The sequence below is a fragment of the Planctopirus limnophila DSM 3776 genome, assembly GCF_000092105.1.
Lineage (GTDB): Bacteria > Planctomycetota > Planctomycetia > Planctomycetales > Planctomycetaceae > Planctopirus > Planctopirus limnophila.
This window is the reverse complement of the sequence record NC_014148.1, coordinates 3,521,813-3,539,089: the sequence shown is the minus strand read 5'-3', so window position 1 is coordinate 3,539,089 and position 17,277 is coordinate 3,521,813. Positions and strand designations below refer to the sequence as shown.

Sequence of the window (17,277 nt, the reverse complement as noted above, 5' to 3'; positions counted from 1 at the left end):
AGTTGGAGTTGTGGAATGTGCGGAGATTATTGCGGAGCGATGGCCAGTGTCCCCAGATAATCGCCAGGTTTGACGGGGCGTCCGCGAAGATATTCGGCAGCCGACATGGCTCGCTTGCCTTCCGGTTGCAAAGTGAGAATTTCCAGCCGATGGTCGCCCGTTTGCGCGAAAAGTCGCCCTGATTCGGAACTGAGCTGACCGGGTGATGTTTGTTCTGCAAATGATCCTACGGACGATGAATTTGTCGCGGATGAAGAGATCACAGTGCCCTGCAGGATGGACAAGCGCAGGGGAGCTTTCCCTTCAGAAAAGAGCATCGTCTGTGGGCCTGGCCAGGGCTGCATCCCTCGAATATGTCGTTCGATGTCTATAGCGGGTTTAGACCAGTCGATCAGGCCATGTTGTTTGGTGAGCTTGCCGACATGCGTGGCGAGAGTCTCATCCTGTAAGGTTTCCTGAGCCTCCCCCATAGCCAGTTGATCGACGACACGCAGTGTTAATGGAACGGCCAGTTGCGCCAGACGTGCTTCGAGTGAACCTGTGGTCTCCTGGGCATCAACCTGGAGTTGATCAACACCCAGCATGGGGCCCGCATCGAGCTTCGGGACAAGGCGAATGATGGTCACTCCCGCCACTTCATCACCGGACAGGACAGCTGCATGAATCGGTGTCGCACCGCGGTACTTGGGAAGCAGTGAGGCGTGGACATTGATGGTCCCCAGACGAGGCAGATCGAGAATCTCCCGTGACAGAATCTGGCCGTAAGCCGCCACCACAGACAGGTCGAGATCCAGTTCTTTGAGCCAGGTGGCATGCTCGGCATCACGAATGCGTGAAGGTTGGAAGACCGGGATGTTCCGCTCTTCAGCTAAACCAATGAGCGGGTTCTCGTGCTGATGATGACCACGTCCTGTTCTGGAAGGTTGCGTGATCAGTGCGACGACCTGGTGGTGTGGTGATTCGCGCAGGGCTTCAAAGACGGGTCGAGCTAATGGCCCCGTCCCCAGAAAAGCAATTCGCAATGATCTCATGTCAATTCACCAGTTCCTGGGGCCAACGCTCAAGTATTTCCAAGTCGGGTCCATGAAGTGCTTACGGAATGTACCTGTCTTCCACAGCATCGCGTCAGACACTCAGCTTCGTGGGTCGCATGCTCATCTCTTTGTCAACTCCCAACTCCCAACCAAACCCGTCTGTTCAATTCGAGAAATCATGCTCAGCGAATTGAACTTCAATGAATTCTGAATGATGTGCTGCTGATTGGGCAAATCATCGGCAGAAAATGTCAGAAAAAACTGCCCTCTGGCGGAAAGTGCTGAAGCTTATGCAGGCAAAAATTTCATGTTTTCGCTTGAAAACAGCCGATTTTTAGAAGTTCGGAAGTTCTTGCCGGAACATCTTGACCTGCTTGAAGGCTTCACCTACAAACCTCCCACACACAACGCGAACGCCAATAGTCATGGATGACAACGGGAGTTCGACCATGATGTGTGACTCAATACCTGTGGTGGGTTTGCCGGCCGGAATGAATCCTGGCAGCGTGCACTCTTCTACCTCAGGCATCTGAGGTTTTCTCGCCTCCCCCTCGCGACACCTGTCTCGCTTTTCCGGCACCGTTCTGTTCTTTCCTTCACAGGAAGGTACCCATGCCTCGTTTTTCTATTGCCCTTTGGGCCACGCTTGCTGTTCTTGCTCCACACGCCAGTGCCCAGGCACAATGGTTTGGAGGTAACTCTGGCTGCAGTACCTGTAACACAGGTGCTTCGAGCTGGGCACCACCGCCGATGTTCCAATCGGCCAGTTGCAGTCCTTGTGCTCCTGTCTCCACCTGCGAAGTGGTGCAGCAGCCGATTATGCAAACCTGCTATCAGACAGTTCCTGTGACCGAATTCCAGCAGGTCAAGCAGACTGTCAGACGACCAATTGTTGAAACCCGTTATGTCGAACAGCCTGTGACTGAATATGTCCCTGTGACAGAACAGAAGACATGTGAAGTCCCCACGGTTTCCTATCAGAACGTGACGGAAATGCGAACCCAGACCAAGAACATGGGTTACTGGGTGACACGTTATCAGCCCAACTGCCGACCATCGCCTTGCGAAGTTGATAGTCGCCCAGGTATGGCTGGCTGGTGGAATCGGACCACTCATCAGATCGGTTCAGCATTTACACCGCGCTATACAGCACAGCGTGAATATGTCGCCCGGACCTGCGTCCAGACTGTGCCAGTGACCCGCCAGGTCGCTATACAAGGAACTCGCCAGGTTGCCTACAACGTCACCACTATGGTGGCCAAGCAATCGACTCGAAAAGTGGCTGTGAACGAAGTGCGGTATGTCGATGAAGAAGTGACGGCCATGCGGCCTGTCACTGTGATGCGAACCGTGCCTATTGGCAGTCAGATGGCCTTTGCCCCGATGGGCGGCACCGCCACTGCCTGGGGCCCGGTCTGGGGTTCACAAACAGTTCTGGCACCGACGGCTGATCCCAACTTCTCGCGTTCTGCCACAGATATCCGCACTCGCAGTGCCACCAAAGACAATTTGGAACGAGCCAATCCCGATCGTCCCGACAATCGAACATCGAGTGGTGGTCTGCCGGCCAGTAAAATCAGTTTGCCTGTGCAGCCTCAGCCCACATTGCTGAATGGCCCCACAGCCGAGATTCCACAGCCTCCGAAAACAGAACCTGTTTCACCCAAATCGAAGGGAGCTGTCATGACAGCGTCTCTGACGAATGTGCTGGATCAGGAAGAGCCACGAATTGTTGCTCGCCACGCTGCGGCGAAGCCTGCTGAAACACCTTCGATTGTTCGAGCCCAACGCTGGGTCGCTCGATCATCGAATTCTGAAACCCCTCCTGCGGCCGTTTCTTCGACCATCTCCATGGTTGATGCGGATCGCTAACCCAGGCACCCCATGCCTGTCCCCTCTGTTCGTGTTGAAATGTCCCCCCCAAACCCCCGCGGCACCGGTTTCATACCGGTGCCCATTTTCATTTATACACCTCAAAAAGTCGTTGAAATGAGGCGAGAGTCCGCAGTGCCAGTGATGTGGTACATTCACTTTAACCCTTGAAGTGACCAAGGTCTTCGGGCACAAGATTGACTTTCCTCGTACCCGAAGTGATAATTTTGGATATAGACCGCGTGCGATGTGGCTACCGCAGCCGCTCGTATTCGTGGAGACCGCAGCTCAAAGTAGCTCGGATCAGCGTCGCAGAGACTGTTTTGTCGTGGGCATCGGGTCATGAGTAGTGAGTTGTCAGTACTGACTTGCTAATGCAGAGAAGTGACTCCCGCATCCGACTCCTCCGACGTATCATGACAATATGCGTGAATATTGTTCTTCAGGCAGGCTGAATTGGCTTCTCAGGTGATGAAGCCGAGGCTGAGATCTCTGCCAAGCAAGACTTTCTGCCACGCCGCCTTTCGTTACAAAGTTAGACACCTCAGAGCGTTATGAACGTTTGTTCCAAATTGCTGAGAGGTTGATCCGGAGAAAATCATGTTTGGTCTGCCCGGTGGATGGGAATTGCTTGTTGTACTAGGAATTGTCCTGCTCCTTTTCGGAAACCGGCTTCCCAGCGTGATGCGATCACTGGGACAGAGCATCACGGAATTCAAGAAGGGTGCCAAGGAGGCAGAACAGGAGCCCGAGAAGATCGACGATCGGGAAGCGAAAGTCTGATTAGGAAGTCAACCAGCGATTTTTTTGAATGTTGACGGCCTGTTTCGCCTGAGCCCGCAGACTTGGCGGAACGCTGTTTGAATCGCCCTGGGCCTGCGCCTTTGAACAGCTTTGATCACCAGCGATTGTCGTAGATCTGGGCATTGGACAACGCACGAATATCATCAGCGAGGATTTGAATTATGTTTGGTGCACCTGGTTGGCAGGAAATGATGGTCGTGGGGATCATCGCTCTCCTATTGTTCGGCAAGCGCTTGCCCGAAGTCGCTCGCAGCCTGGGGAAAGGGCTGACAGAATTCAAAAAAGGGATGGCCGGTATGACGGACGATATTCAGAGTACTGTCTATACTCAGCCGGAGAGTTCGAAAACAACACGGCCATTAGCCAAAGATGATGATGAGCCCGTGGTCGCCAGTGCTCCGAAATTTACTCCTCCCTCCGAACCACCCGCTTGACAGATAAGCAGTTTTGCGTGGGAATCCGGGCGGCAGATTTCAGTAAACATCCGTTAGGTGTCAAGCATTTTGTCTGAAAGTAAGTTTATGCCTTCCGAGTTTCTGGGGATTCTTGAGACGTTTCCGAATCCCTTTCCGCAGCGTGACTACTCGATTGAAACGATTTGTCCAGAGTTCACGTCGCTCTGTCCCAAAACTGGCCAGCCAGATTACGGCACACTGGTGATTACCTATGTGCCAGACGAAAAGTGTTTCGAATTGAAGTCTCTCAAACTTTATCTGCAGGCGTTCCGCAATCATGGAGCGTTTTACGAGCAGGTCACGAACATGATTCTGGATGATCTGGTGGCCGCGACTTCTCCGAGGAGTCTGGAAGTCGTTGCCCAGTTCACGCCTCGGGGTGGTATCCGCTCGAATGTCACCGTGAAATACGCAAAAGACTGAAGAAACACACGAAAGACTGAGGTCGCGACCCGTCCTGTGCACCCGGCAGTAACAGGTTTTCAATTGGGGTCAGCTCAATAGACTTGATCGACCGTGCGACAGTTTGCCAAAAATCTAGGCGACAGCGTGTTCAATCGCGCGTCGCCTTTTGCATTGATGTAGTGTGAATATATTTACTGATGTTCATTTGAGTAGTGTTGTTTGTCATGGGATTCGGAGGGTTTGTTGTGTTTGATCAACTCAATTGATGGAATTCAATGTGAATTTTCCATTTGTATTCCGTCAAGCCGAGTTTTTGGCGTTGCGGTTCAATCTTTGCAGATAACAATGAAATCAATCAGTGACGGGAAAAAATGTTTCCTGGGACGAAATACGTTCAAGGATTTTTTGCCCGGCGATTGATTGGGTCTTGAAACGTTGAGAGCAGCATCTTGTGATAGGATGTCTCGAAACGTGGACTGGACCTGCGTGTGATGTGCAGACCCTCCGCCCACTTATGGCTCCCCGTACATGCCTACACTCACTGCCATGACTTGGTACTACCGTCTTTTTGGCGAAGAATTTGGTCCAGTTCCTCACGAAATGCTCGTGACGCTGCTGGAGAACGGCACGTTATCGCACACCGATGAGGTGCGAGCCGAGACCGGATCGCACTGGTTAACGCTCAAGGAGGTTCTTGACGCACCTCAAGACCAGACCCTGGAGTCTGCAGGGCGAGCCACTCTCGATGGGCTGGGCGATGCACAGAGTGGCTGGTACTGCAAAGTGTTGGGTCGAGAACTGGGCCCGATGGGCTTTGATGAGATTCAATCTTTCGTGGAAGAGGGGCAGCTCGGGCCAGAAGCCGAAGTCAAGCTTGGGGCAGCCGGTAAGTGGCGCGCGGTACGTTCAATTGGCCGATTGATGGCTGTGCTCCCTTTTGAGAAAGGTGAGCACAAGATCCCCGAAGGCCGACTTTCTAAGGAAATGCAGGCATTTCCCGGGAATGAACCTTCATCGAATCGTGAATCGGCGAGACCTGCTCCCAAATCCCGTATTCGAGATGAGTTTGATGACGACGAGGAGGACGATGATCGATCATTCGATGCACGTCGATCCCGCCGGAAAAAGAAAAACCGCCGGGGGAGTGACACTCAGGGATACACTGGCAACACGCCACCATTCGGTATGCCCGCGTTTTATCCTGGTGGGCCAGCCGTCAATGGCTATGCCGGGTTCCCCGCTGCACCGACACCTGCCTATGGAATGCCTGTCGCAGGGGCAGGATTTGTCCCTCAGTGGCCACAAGCTGCTGCACCTGCCCCCGTCGATCATCTCTGGTACGCCTGGATCGGTGGTCAGGAATATGGCCCTGTCGATTACTCGCAACTGACACAATGGGCAACTGCCGGGCAGTTGGCAGCCACCGACTATGTGCGTCAAGGCCAGGCCGGCCAATATGTGCTCGCCTCGACGATCAATGGTCTGATGCCACCTCTGGTTCCGCCGGTCATCTCGGCACCTGTCGCTCCTGCCATTGCGACTCCGCAGCCAGCAGTTGCGGCCACAGCTTCATCTACCGCCGCTTCATCGGCCACTGCGTCCACCACCACAGCGAAAACATCAGCGAAGCCGGCTGACTCTGCAGCGAATGCAGTGATTCCAGCAGCCAGCGTCGAAGCGAAAGCGGCTGTTGTCAAAGAAACACCGGCTGCAAAAGCTTCTGAGCCGGAACTCGAAGTCACCAAGAAGGCCACGAGCGAAAGTTCAAACTCGAATTCAAATGCATCGAGTTATTCCTCGTCTGCAGCGGCTTCCTCTTACAGCTCAGGGGCGTCTTACAACTCGGGAGCCAGCAGTTATTCGTCAGGTTTTGGAGGAGCAGCTCCCTCCCGGCCCATGCCAGCCAGACCAGCGCCCAAGAAGAAAGTCGCCGCAGAGCGTCCCGAATGGCTGGATGATGCCATTGAAGGCCTGAAGTCTCCCAAAGCTCTTGTGGCAGTCGGGCTCTTGGCTCTCGTGGGGATTTATTTCTCTCTGGGATTTTTGCCTGCCAGCACGGGCAGCGATCGCCAATTACAGACCAGGTTGGAAGAAGTGCTGGCAACTGTGAAGAAGTTGCGTGAAACAAAGGCGCCGGCCGGTGAGTGGGAAGCACTCGCACAGGCCACAGCCAAGGAATATCCCAAGGATTTCGTCGATAAGCTCCAGAGTTCAGCCAGTCGCAAGTACCCCTACAAGCAACTTCACTTGTGGTGTGTTCGCGACCGCTTGCAGAAGATGATCAGCAACTCGAGGACAAAGGTGTCCCACGAAGAACGGGACTTCGAGAACAATCTCCGCGAGGCTGCCAAACTTCTCGGAGTGCCCTCCACCATACCGGCAGCCCCTGCGGTCGCGGAAGCAGGCGGCAAACCACCCTCTGGTGCCCAGTGATTCCGATCTCTTCTCGATTTGACTCTACTTTGTGTGCCATGCCTGCAGCTCGAAGCAGGCATGTCTTGGCTATCTCTCGCTGCACATTGAATGACGGGAAAACTTACCCGCAAATCTGACTTCGCTGACTGGGCTATTTCAAGAACATGCCCACTATCTGTGGCTAGACTCTGCCGCACTCTCTCCTGCCGTCTGAAATTTTTCCCAGAGCAGCGGGTTCATGAAAGGCTTCCAGTCGCTGGGCAGCGGAGCGTAAATCGTGAGCGGTTGCTTCTGAACCGGGTGCTCAAAGGTCAGCGACCGGGCATGCAGGGCAATCATCTTGCCCAGCGGAGTTTTTGAACCATAGCGGAGATCACCCAGGATCGAGGCACCTGCATGGGCCAGTTGGACACGAATCTGGTGGCTGCGCCCAGTCATCGGCTGCACTTCAACCAAAGTTCGTATTCCCTCAGGCGTTACCAGCGTTTCGAGTTGACGATACCGGAGCTTTGCCTGCTTGGCACCGGGCGTTTGAGGGGATGTCACCCGGGTATGATTTCGCTCCTGGTCTTTGATTAACCAGTCGACGATTTCTCCCGCTGCTGGGTTTAGCTGGCCTTCCACAATTGCCAGATAGACTTTCTCGGGTTCACGCTCGCGGAACTGTGCCGAAAGCCTTGAGGCGGCTTTCGACGTTTTTGCCAACAGCAGCACGCCGGAAACTGGCCGATCAAGTCGATGAACGAGTCCCACATAGACGTTGCCGGGCTTCTGATGACGAATTTTCAAGTCGTCCATGGCCAATTGCACCATGTTTTCGTCACCAGTTTCGTCACCCATCGTCAAGACACCAGCCGGTTTCTCGACGACCAGGCAATGATTGTCCTCGAAGAGAATGTGCCATCGCTTCATGCCGGTTGCTGCTTTCGCGGGAAGAATTCGATTGCGCGAGAAAGATCGACTGACGTTTCACTGATCCGGCAATTCACCCAAGGTGCCCGGCAATGTGGGACATGAATTATCGAAGCTCAATGACCCAGTTGATGATCACCGGCAGTCTCTGGACTTCGATAACTGTCGCAAGTTGAGCGAGCTGATCAGCAACGGCTTCCGGCATTTCTTCGGGTTTCGGTGGTGTCTCTTTTTGGGGTGCGAAGGATCGCCGCCACGCCTGATACTCAATCTTTCGCCGGGTCGCCACTGCCTGATGCAGCTTTTCAGCACGGGCCTTCAGTGGTGGAATTTCGAGATTCGGCAGATTGATCCCATCGCGCAACTGGCCCAGCGTTCCCAGCCAGACTTCATCATCATTGGCCATGAGGCGGATAGGACGATCATCGGGTTCATCGTCGAGTTCTGAAAGATCGGCCTGCCAGGCAGGTTGGGGGAGGTGACCTTCTTCACGGTGCCAGGCGAGAAGTTTCTCATCGACATCAGGAATAAACCACGGCACGTTTTCTGTGGTGGACGCTCTGTAAATCGTCTCTGAGTTACCAGGGACAAAAACTCGTTCGACATCGGGCTGCTGCAGGCTGAGCATCTTCGCGGCAGTCATCGCCATTAACCAGTGGCCAGTCGTATTCGGGTGGACGGCATCAGGTGCTAAATGAAACGAAACGTCCTCTTCCCGGCGTCTGGCCAGCCAATCATTCATCGAACTGTGGAGATCTCCCACATGGACATGATCACGCTCGCTGAGAGTCAGCAGCCATTGTGAGTAGGTTCCCAAAGTGTCGTCGTAATTCAGGTAAGGGAACCGATAGCCAAAATGTGTGGCCTTCTGGTCGCTGGCCTTTCGCTGATAAGGATCAAAAGGTGGCGGCGTGAGAATAATCACATCTTCCGCGAGAGCTTCTCCAAAGCTGCGATCCAGCATCGAGAGCACACCATCTCGATAAGCAAAGAATCGGTTCCAGTCGAACGGATGGTAAATGCCATCGTTCATGCCAAAGCAACTCACAATAATCGCAGGCTTCAGCGGAGGAAGATCGCGCGTGAATCGATCCAGAGCGCACGGCCTGGGTGGTTTGTGATCAGCTTCTGTCAGGCCCGAAAGTGTTTCGCTGCTGATTCCGCGATTGTAAATGCGGCCTTTCCACTCGGGCCTTGAAGCCAACAGCCATGTTTCAACCAGATCGACATACTGGCCACCTTGAGTGATGCTGTCTCCGTAGAAGACGATCACGTCGTGCTCTTCGACATCGACCTGGGCCATCGCCGACTGTCCGATCACCCAGCTGGCCAGCAGGATGGCACACAGTCGGGAACTGATCTTCAACAGGCGGCGTGCTAACGACTGGCAGGGGGCTCGCCGGCGGCCCGATATCCGCAATAGTCGCTGAGTTCTTGTTGTCTGTAGGACTGAAGAGTCAATCGCTGGGTGCATACTCACGCTCTCGAATCGAGGGTTAATAACCACGGCATAATGTTTTAGGGAAATCCCATTGTGCCTTTCCAGCGATGGGTGATCCAGTCTCAGATGCCCTCGAAACTCATCAGAGAAGCACAGGATTTTCCCTTAATCTTCATTGATGAGGAATACTATGTCGTGTAGTGAAGGATCAGACCATCAGAAAGTCGTCGACTTCTGGTCGATGGAAGGGGATTAGCGATGTCCCATCTGGTATTCAGCTTGGCAGGTGAAGGACGTGGCCACGCAGTGCGAGTCCGCACTCTTCTCGAACGACTCAAGCACGAACATCGAATCACCGTCTTTGCCCCCGATCAGGCGTTTGAGTTTTTGTCGCCACTTTACCCGAGAGCCAAAGATCGAGTGCAGATTGAGCGTATCCCTGGGCTGCGATTTCATTATACGAATTCGCGCATGGATGTGAGTCGCTCGATCTGGGAAGGCTTGAAGTACGCAGTTGTCACCATGCCCTCTATTGTGAAAAAAATCCGTTCATTCATTGATCGCGAACAACCCGATCTGGCGATTATTGATTTTGAACCAGCGCTTTCGCGTGCCGCATTCAAATCAGGTCTGCCAACGATGATCCTCGATCATCAGCATGTGTTGAGGGCCTGCGATTTCTCGATGTTGCCCAGGGATTTGCAATGGCACGCTTCTTCCATGAGTTGGGCTGTCTGGGCGTTCTATGCACCAGCCGAACGCACTTTGGCTTCGTCGTTTTATACGCCGCCACTTAAGCCTGAATTTTCCTTCGTGAAGCAGGTCGGGCCCCTTTTACGAAGGGAAGTCACTGAGCGTCGCACTTCGCGAGAAGGTTTTGTGCTGTCGTATCTCAGGCCACAAACACCGGCTGCCACACTCGATGTTCTCAAAAGTTTGCCTTGTCAGGTCAAAGTTTATGGCCTGGGTGAGCAGCCTTCTCAGGGCAATCTGGTTTTTTCGCCGATTCACGAGACGCGATTTCTGGACGATCTGGCATCGTGCCGGGCAGTCATCAGTGCCGCAGGAAACCAATTGTGCGGCGAAGCTCTCTATCTCGGTAAACCCATGCTGACCTTGCCGGAGAGCCAGCATTTCGAACAGCGGATCAACGCCTGGTTTCTGCGGGAAATGGGTGCTGGCGATACCTGTGAACTGGAATCTTTCTCAACAAAGAAACTGCTGCAGTTCTGGGAGCAGTTACCGGAGTTTGAGCAAGCCGCAGAACGATATCGTGGAAAAAATGACGGCACACCAAGCGTTCTGGCTGAGATCGATGACATGCTCCGCAAGCATGCACCCGCAGTACGCCTCCCCGATCCTCAATGGCCCAACCGCAATCTTGCGACAGCCAAAACCCCGGCCAAGCCTCAGCTATCAACGTAAACGATCGAGATTGCACAGTTAACTAATAATCCAGTGCTGCCCCGCCATCGGCTTCTATGGCCTGTCCAGTGAGAAAGCTGGAGTCCTCAGTGGCCAGAAAGAGAGCGATTTTTCCGATTTCCTCCGGGGTGGCCATCCGTCCCAAGGGTTGTAAGCGGGCCACTCGCTCGAGAGCCGCTTCCGGATCAGCAAGAGAAGCGGCCCAGGAACGCATCAAAGGCGTATCCACATTACTGGGAAGAATGGAATTCACCCGCACTCCATAGCGTGCCAGCTCCAGGGCCAGCGATTTGGTGAAGCTCACCTGGGCACCCTTCGAAGCCGCATACGCGGTTGAGTTTTCCTGACCAAGGACCGCCGTCATCGATGAGATATTGATGATCGTGCCGCGAGTCTTTTTGAGTTCCTCAACGACCGCCTGACTGGCGGCGAACGTGGCAATAAAGTTGACTCGCAGCACGTGCTCGACCAGTTCCAGAGATGTTTCGGCAATCGTCAAGGCGGGAGGATGGATCCCTGCGTTGTTAATCAGGCAATCCAGGCGACCAAAACGTTGGATACCCGACTGGATTGCATTCTGCAGTTGGGGTGTATGGGCCACATCACAGACAATCGGCCACACCTGCTCGCGTTGTGCAGGAGCCAGGTTTTCGAGCCATTTCTCCAGTGCAGTCTGATCGCGATCCAACGAGATGACTCTCGCTCCTTCGTCCAGAAATACCTGGGCACAGCCGGCACCAATCCCAGCCGCACTTCCAGTGATCAAAACAACACGGTTCTGAAATCGCATGGGAATCTTCCTGATGGTCGATCAATGGGTTGTCGCTTGCCAAGTCTCGAAATGACAACAGAGAAGGACTATCCCGTTCGCCATTATTTGGCTACACCTTTTCTGAAATGGATGAACCATTTCGAGTGGATGCCTGCCGGTGGTTAATTCCTTCTTGACTGTTGGCTTGAGGCTTGCTGGCGAAAACGAGCCTTATTGCTGATAAGCTCGGAAATCAATTCAAAACAAAACTCACAGCGGCATCTGAGTAACCTGAAGTCCTGGAGCAAAACTCCTTCATGATCGAATACAACCGTTATAGCTGGTGGAAGACGGCATTTTCATTTCGCGGAACCGCTTTGCCCCGAGCTGGCTGGCGTGTCCTCACCTGTGTGCTCTATGCACTGCTTGTGCAGGCCACATTTGAACTGGGAAGTGATCTCCAGTTGTATGATGAACAGCGATTTCTAGGGATCGATCCTGTGGGGCATGCCGTCGTTGGTTCGCTCCTGGGATTCCTGATTGTCTTCCGCATGAACTCTTCGAATAACCGTTATTGGGAAGGGCGCTCTCATTGGGGTCAGTTGATCAACAGTTCGCGAAATCTCGTACGTTTCGGCTGCGAGTATGGCGAGCGCGGTTCAACCCTTTCGAGGTTAGTGGCCGGGTATGTGATCTCACTGAGGCGGTCATTGCATGGTCAACGCGATACCGAGGAAGTCGATGTTTACCTGCCAGCGGAACTTTGCGAGCAGGTTTCTCGGTTCGGAAACATTCCCACGGGGGTCACATCTGCCATCAGTCACTGGATTGGCGAGCAGTATCGGAAAGGAAAGCTCGATTCGATGCAGGTTCGCCACATGGAAGACCAGCTTTCCAAAATGGTCGATGCTCAGGGTGGGTGTGAGAAAATCCAGAAAACACCTTTGCCATTCATCTATGTGGCGATGATCAAGCAACTGATTCTCGCCTATTTAATCACCTTGCCTCTTGTCTTATGCGAACGCTGTGGCTGGTGGTCTCCTGTGTTAATGTTTGTTGTTTCGCTGGCACTGCTGGGTATGGAAGAAGCTAGCGTTGAAATTGAAGACCCCTTTGGTTCCGATGGCAATTGCCTCGATCTCGAAGCGTTGACATTGACCATCGCTCGTGATGCCGGTCAGTTGGCACTATTTAAACCCGTATTTATATGTGACGATCAGCACGATTAATGCAGGGATGTCATTCATCACCTCCCCGGAAAGTTTTGAAAATGGATTTGATTTATCGGTATGACCCATATGCACCCGTGACTCCACGGCAGATTCCTACCACCGAAGCCGCGGTCAATCATCTGCTCGAAGGGAATTCACGGTTCATACAATTCGTGCGGCAGATGCAGAAGCACACACTGGATCCTTCCCTTAAAGATCCTATTGTCATGCCCATCAGCCCTGTGGCAATGGGGCTGCCCTTGTTCGAAGGAGCTGTGTTGACTCAGGCTCCTTTTGCTGTGGTGCTGGGTTGTTCCGATGCCCGCGTGCCGACCGAGCAGATTTTCGATCAGTCTTTCAATGATCTGTTCGTGCTACGCATTGCCGGGAACGTCCTGGGGTCTGAATGCCTGGGATCTTTGCATTATGCGGTGAAAGCCCTGGGCGAAAGCCTGAAGGTGGTCGTCGTGATGGGGCATTCCAAATGTGGAGCCGTTACGGCTGCGGTCGATACGTATCTTTCACCAGAAGGGTATGCCGATATTGCTTACACGTTTCCATTACGAACACTGGTCGATCAGATTCAGATTGCTGTCCGCGGTGCAGCTCGTACGCTCGAGCAGTACTCACCGATCTTCCAGCACAACCCGGAACTCCATCGATCGTTCCTTGTGGCTGTGACGTCGTACATCAATAGTTCCATTACGGCTCTTGAACTGCAGAGGGAACTCAAACTGCGAGTCAAGAATCCACCACAGGTCAAGTTTGGCATTTACGATTTCGATTCGCTGCGTGTTCAAGCTTTGCCACTGGAATCAGGGGCAGCACCTCAATTACGCGATGCCCCGACATCTCCCGAAGAGCTGTCTCAGTATTCGAGTGAAGTGGTCGAAGCGCTGTTCAATCTGCCGGATGAAGAGCGTGATAGCTGCCGCTTGACAATGAAGCTGTAGTGGTTCAGCCTCGCACATGGTCGCTTCCTGAGGTTCAGTTTCGTGCCATGCTTGCGGCGGCTCTGAGCAAGCATGCCCGCTGATACTTTAAGCGACACTCAGCATTCCAACTGAATTGACGGTTTGATTGAATTCTTTCTGTCTTTACCTGGATCAATGAATTTTATGAATTGTCACGCATGACCATTGCCAGCCTGCATGCCTGGATTGTGCGAATTCCCCTCAAGCGGAAGATCACACACGCTTCGCATTCACGGACGGAAACGTTGTCTGTCATTGTTCGCTGCCAGTTGAAGAGTGGCGAAACCGGCTGGGGGGAAGGTCTGCCTCGAAAGTATGTGACCGGCGAGACAGTGGACGATCTGTGGCCACTTCTGCGCGAGTCCCAGGTGGAGAGGCAATTGCGTGGTGGCTGGAAAGATCTGGCCGAAGCCATGGCACTGTGCCGCTCGCTGACCATTGGCCGCCCGGATGATGATCGCCATTGTTTCGGTAATTCGATGCGCTGTGCGGTTGAGTTGGCCTTACTCGATGCGGCGTTCCGAAAAGCGGGCGAACCACTCTGGAGAATCGCCGAGCTGGCGAAAATCGATGGCGTGCCTAAGCCTGTGATCCAGCCAGAGCGAATCCGGTACAGTGCCGTTTTCACGTCGATGAATCTTCCTAAATTGATGATTCGTTGTGCCAAACTGCGGTACTACCAGTTTGCTGCCGGGAAACTGAAGGTTGGCATTGCGGGCCGTGATGATGTTCAGCAGGCGAGATGGGTTCGTCGATTGTTAGGAGAAAGTTTTGATTTGCGGATCGATGCCAACGAAGCCTGGCTTCCCGACCAGTTGGAAGAACGTCTGGAGCGCTTGTCCAATCTCGGGATCACGTCGTGCGAGCAACCTGTGGCTCATGAGCATGTGCAGGCGTTAAGCCATCTGAGAAGACGCATTTCCGTCCCCATTATGCTCGATGAATCGGTTTGCAGCCTCGAAGATGCCCGGCGTGCGTTGAGTGATGGAACCTGTGATCTGTTCAACCTGCGGCTTTCCAAATGCGGCGGCTTTCTGCCCTCACTCGAAATGGCAGCTTTTGCGAGCAAACATGGACTCGGCTATCAGTTGGGTTGCCAGGTGGGTGAGACAGGGATTCTCTCCGCAGCAGGCCGGCAGTTCGCCACGGCCGTCGGAGGAATTCGGCATCATGAAGGGAGCTTTGATCGATTTCTCGTCAAAGAACCTCTGTCAAAAGAAGACCTCACCTTCGGACGCGGCGGTTGGGCACCCAGGCTCCATGGTCCTGGCTTGGGGATCACGGTTGATGAAACAGCCATTCGCCGGGTCTGTGTTGAAGAGGGGCAGATTCTCTAGACGCAGCTTCCAAAAGCTCACACCACGGATTTTGAAAATTCCAGTTTGACAACACTTTTCAGGATGCTTACTCTACTGAAGTTGATTTTTGCACCCAACATCAAAACATTTCCGAGGCAAGGTTTCGTTATGTGGCACGGCGTCTATCCTGCGGTGACGACTCAGTTTCATGCAGATTTCTCTGTCGATATCGAAGCTACCCTCAAGCATGTTGATGTGCTGATTGATGAAGGTGTGCATGGCTTGATCATGCTGGGGAGTGTTGGGGAAAACACCGCCCTGGAGCCGCATGAAAAGCGGGAAGTGCTCAAGAGCGTCGTCGAGCATGTGGCTGGACGCGTGCCGGTTCTCAGTGGTGTGGCCGAGTACACGACAGCACTGGCTTGCCGCTACGCTGCTGATGCTGAAAAGCTGGGTGCTAACGGGCTGATGGTGCTCCCTTGTATGGTCTATAAAGCCGATGCCCGCGAAGCCATGACTCACTTTCGTGAAGTGGCTAAGGCTTCGTCTCTCCCGATTATGATTTACAATAATCCAGTGGCCTACACTGTCGATGTGACTCCTGCCATGCTGCAGGAACTGGCTGATGAACCCAAATTTGTCGCAGTCAAGGAATCTTCAGATAACGTCCGCAGGATCACCGATATCCGCAATCTTCTGGGAAATCGCTACACGCTCCTTTCGGGTGTAGACGACCTGGCGCTCGAAAGTATTCTGCTGGGGGCTGAAGGTTGGGTTTCTGGCCTGGTCAACGCCTTTCCTGCGGAAAACCGTGCACTGTGGGAACTGGCCACGGCTGGTCGGTGGCAGGAAGCTCTCGATATCTACCGCTGGTACACCCCACTGCTGCACCTCGATACGCACACCAAGCTCGTTCAGTATATCAAGCTCTGCATGGCGGAAGTGGGATATGGCAGTGAATTGACCCGTCCACCTCGCTTGCCGCTGGTGGGTGAAGAGCGCACACGCATTACGAAGTTGATTCGCGATGCGATTGCCAACCGCCCTCAGTTGGACGCCCTCCTTTCTTCCACTGCCAATTGAGTGAACATTCAAAGTGACATACATTCCCAGGCAGTGGATTCAGGTTGTCGATAGCCACACGGGTGGTGAACCTACACGGCTGATCTATGACGGTCAGCACTGGCCTTTCGCCGGCAGCCGGGAGGGCGCGCTAACCTCTCAAGAGTCGCCATCACCATCGGTATTGAGCGGCTTGCGAAAGGCGATCGATCGTTCATCGTTAATCCTGCCGAAAACGATGTCCGAGAGACGGCAGTTTCTGGAGACGGAAGCCGACTGGCTGAGAACTGCCAGCCTGCTTGAACCGCGTGGCTCGGATGTTCTCGTCGGTGCCATTTTGACACCACCTGAGCATGCCTCGTCTCAAGCGGGTGTGGTTTTCTGCAATAACACCGGCTATCTCGGCATGTGTGGCCACGGGATGATTGGTGTCATCGTCTCACTGGGACAGATGGGGCTGATTGCTCCCGGCCCAGTGACGATTGATACACCTGTCGGGTCGATTGCAGCGACGTGGAGCGGTAGTGCTTCAGTCACTTTGACGAACGTCTGGAGCTATCGATATCGACATGCCGTCTCGCTCTCTGTACCTGGGTTGGGAGTTGTCACGGGAGATATTGCCTGGGGTGGCAACTGGTTCTTTCTGATAGGCGAAGAGGTTCACCAGAAGTCACTCGATCTGGGGAATCTGTCAGACTTGCTGGCCTATACATCGCAGATTCGCAGCGAACTTGGGCGACAGGGGATCGCTGGAGCCCAAGGCGCAGAAATCGACCACGTTGAATTATTTGCCAGTTGCGATTCGAGTATTGCTGACAGCCAGAACTTTGTGCTCTGCCCTGGTGGTGCCTATGATCGTTCACCTTGCGGTACAGGGACCAGTGCCAAACTGGCTTGCCTTGTGGCTGATGGAAAAGTGGCCGAAGGGGGCCTCTGGCGACAGAAAAGCATTGTGGGAAGCTGTTTTCAGGCCAAAGCCCTTTCAATTCGAGAAGGCGAGAGGGGCTTGGAAGTGCTGCCACAGTTGACTGGTGAGGCTTATGTGACAGGAGTGTCCACGCTCCAGATCGATGAAGCGGATCCATTCCGCTGGGGGATATTGCCGCCCCAATAACTGTCACAAAGCTGGTGGTAGAGGTGCGTGTCAAGAAATGGTTACTGACGTACAGCAAGTCAGTTCGATTTTTTCATTCGAGTCTCTTGTCATGCTCCAGAGGT

Annotated in this window: 15 protein-coding genes; 11 read left to right on the top strand and 4 right to left on the bottom strand. The window is 53.6% G+C overall.

Going from position 1 to position 17,277, the window contains the following annotated elements; translation table 11 throughout:
• Positions 1–26: 26 nt before the first annotated feature.
• Positions 27–1,031 (bottom strand): methionyl-tRNA formyltransferase, encoded by a 1,005-nt coding sequence (gene fmt / locus PLIM_RS14030; RefSeq protein WP_013110983.1) that lies wholly within the window; start codon positions 1,029–1,031, stop codon positions 27–29.
• Between the two features lie 615 nt (positions 1,032–1,646).
• Here fmt and PLIM_RS14015 point away from each other — a divergent pair.
• The 5 genes from PLIM_RS14015 to PLIM_RS13995 all read left to right on the top strand — a co-directional run bounded on the left by PLIM_RS14015 (position 1,647) and on the right by PLIM_RS13995 (position 7,003).
• Positions 1,647–2,906 (top strand): hypothetical protein, encoded by a 1,260-nt coding sequence (locus PLIM_RS14015; protein WP_013110981.1) that lies wholly within the window; start codon positions 1,647–1,649, stop codon positions 2,904–2,906.
• Positions 2,907–3,506: 600 nt separating this feature from the next.
• Positions 3,507–3,689 carry a twin-arginine translocase TatA/TatE family subunit gene (gene tatA / locus PLIM_RS14010; RefSeq protein ID WP_013110979.1) on the top strand — a complete coding sequence of 61 codons (183 nt, stop codon included), beginning with the start codon at positions 3,507–3,509 and terminating at the stop codon, positions 3,687–3,689.
• A gap of 182 nt (positions 3,690–3,871) precedes the next feature.
• Positions 3,872–4,144 (top strand): Sec-independent protein translocase subunit TatA/TatB, encoded by a 273-nt coding sequence (locus tag PLIM_RS14005; protein ID WP_013110978.1) that lies wholly within the window; start codon positions 3,872–3,874, stop codon positions 4,142–4,144.
• Positions 4,145–4,231: 87 nt separating this feature from the next.
• Entirely contained in the window at positions 4,232–4,588 is a 357-nt protein-coding gene (queF, locus tag PLIM_RS14000) for a preQ(1) synthase (RefSeq protein ID WP_013110977.1), read from the top strand.
• Positions 4,589–5,098: 510 nt separating this feature from the next.
• The gene (locus tag PLIM_RS13995; protein ID WP_013110976.1) at positions 5,099–7,003 is read left to right on the top strand and encodes a GYF domain-containing protein; all 1,905 of its coding nucleotides are present in this window, start codon (positions 5,099–5,101) and stop codon (positions 7,001–7,003) included.
• Between the two features lie 153 nt (positions 7,004–7,156).
• Here PLIM_RS13995 and PLIM_RS13990 read toward each other — a convergent pair whose 3' ends face one another.
• Positions 7,157–7,897, bottom strand: coding sequence for an RluA family pseudouridine synthase (locus PLIM_RS13990; protein ID WP_013110975.1), 741 nt, complete (start codon positions 7,895–7,897; stop codon positions 7,157–7,159).
• Positions 7,898–8,003: 106 nt separating this feature from the next.
• Positions 8,004–9,371 carry an SGNH/GDSL hydrolase family protein gene (locus tag PLIM_RS22990; protein WP_013110974.1) on the bottom strand — a complete coding sequence of 456 codons (1,368 nt, stop codon included), beginning with the start codon at positions 9,369–9,371 and terminating at the stop codon, positions 8,004–8,006.
• Positions 9,372–9,596: 225 nt separating this feature from the next.
• Here PLIM_RS22990 and PLIM_RS13980 point away from each other — a divergent pair, with 225 nt between their 5' ends.
• The gene (locus PLIM_RS13980) at positions 9,597–10,763 is read left to right on the top strand and encodes a glycosyltransferase family protein (protein WP_013110973.1); all 1,167 of its coding nucleotides are present in this window, start codon (positions 9,597–9,599) and stop codon (positions 10,761–10,763) included.
• A 22-nt stretch (positions 10,764–10,785) separates the two neighbouring features.
• Here PLIM_RS13980 and PLIM_RS13975 read toward each other — a convergent pair whose 3' ends face one another.
• Positions 10,786–11,553 (bottom strand): SDR family NAD(P)-dependent oxidoreductase, encoded by a 768-nt coding sequence (locus PLIM_RS13975; protein ID WP_013110972.1) that lies wholly within the window; start codon positions 11,551–11,553, stop codon positions 10,786–10,788.
• 278 nt (positions 11,554–11,831) lie between these two features.
• Here PLIM_RS13975 and PLIM_RS13970 point away from each other — a divergent pair, with 278 nt between their 5' ends.
• The 5 genes from PLIM_RS13970 (at position 11,832) to PLIM_RS13950 (ending at position 17,173) form a co-directional block, all read left to right on the top strand.
• Positions 11,832–12,743: a bestrophin family protein gene (locus tag PLIM_RS13970; RefSeq protein WP_013110971.1), complete on the top strand. Its 912-nt coding sequence runs from the start codon at positions 11,832–11,834 to the stop codon at positions 12,741–12,743.
• Between the two features lie 41 nt (positions 12,744–12,784).
• Entirely contained in the window at positions 12,785–13,678 is an 894-nt protein-coding gene (locus PLIM_RS22985) for a carbonic anhydrase (RefSeq protein ID WP_052301585.1), read from the top strand.
• Between the two features lie 179 nt (positions 13,679–13,857).
• Complete coding sequence (locus tag PLIM_RS13960; protein ID WP_013110969.1) at positions 13,858–15,036, top strand: mandelate racemase/muconate lactonizing enzyme family protein; 1,179 nt, start codon at positions 13,858–13,860, stop codon at positions 15,034–15,036.
• A 129-nt stretch (positions 15,037–15,165) separates the two neighbouring features.
• On the top strand, positions 15,166–16,080 hold the full coding sequence (locus PLIM_RS13955) for a dihydrodipicolinate synthase family protein (protein WP_013110968.1): 915 nt from the start codon (positions 15,166–15,168) through the stop codon (positions 16,078–16,080).
• 13 nt (positions 16,081–16,093) lie between these two features.
• The gene (locus tag PLIM_RS13950) at positions 16,094–17,173 is read left to right on the top strand and encodes a proline racemase family protein (protein ID WP_013110967.1); all 1,080 of its coding nucleotides are present in this window, start codon (positions 16,094–16,096) and stop codon (positions 17,171–17,173) included.
• Positions 17,174–17,277: the final 104 nt, after the last annotated feature.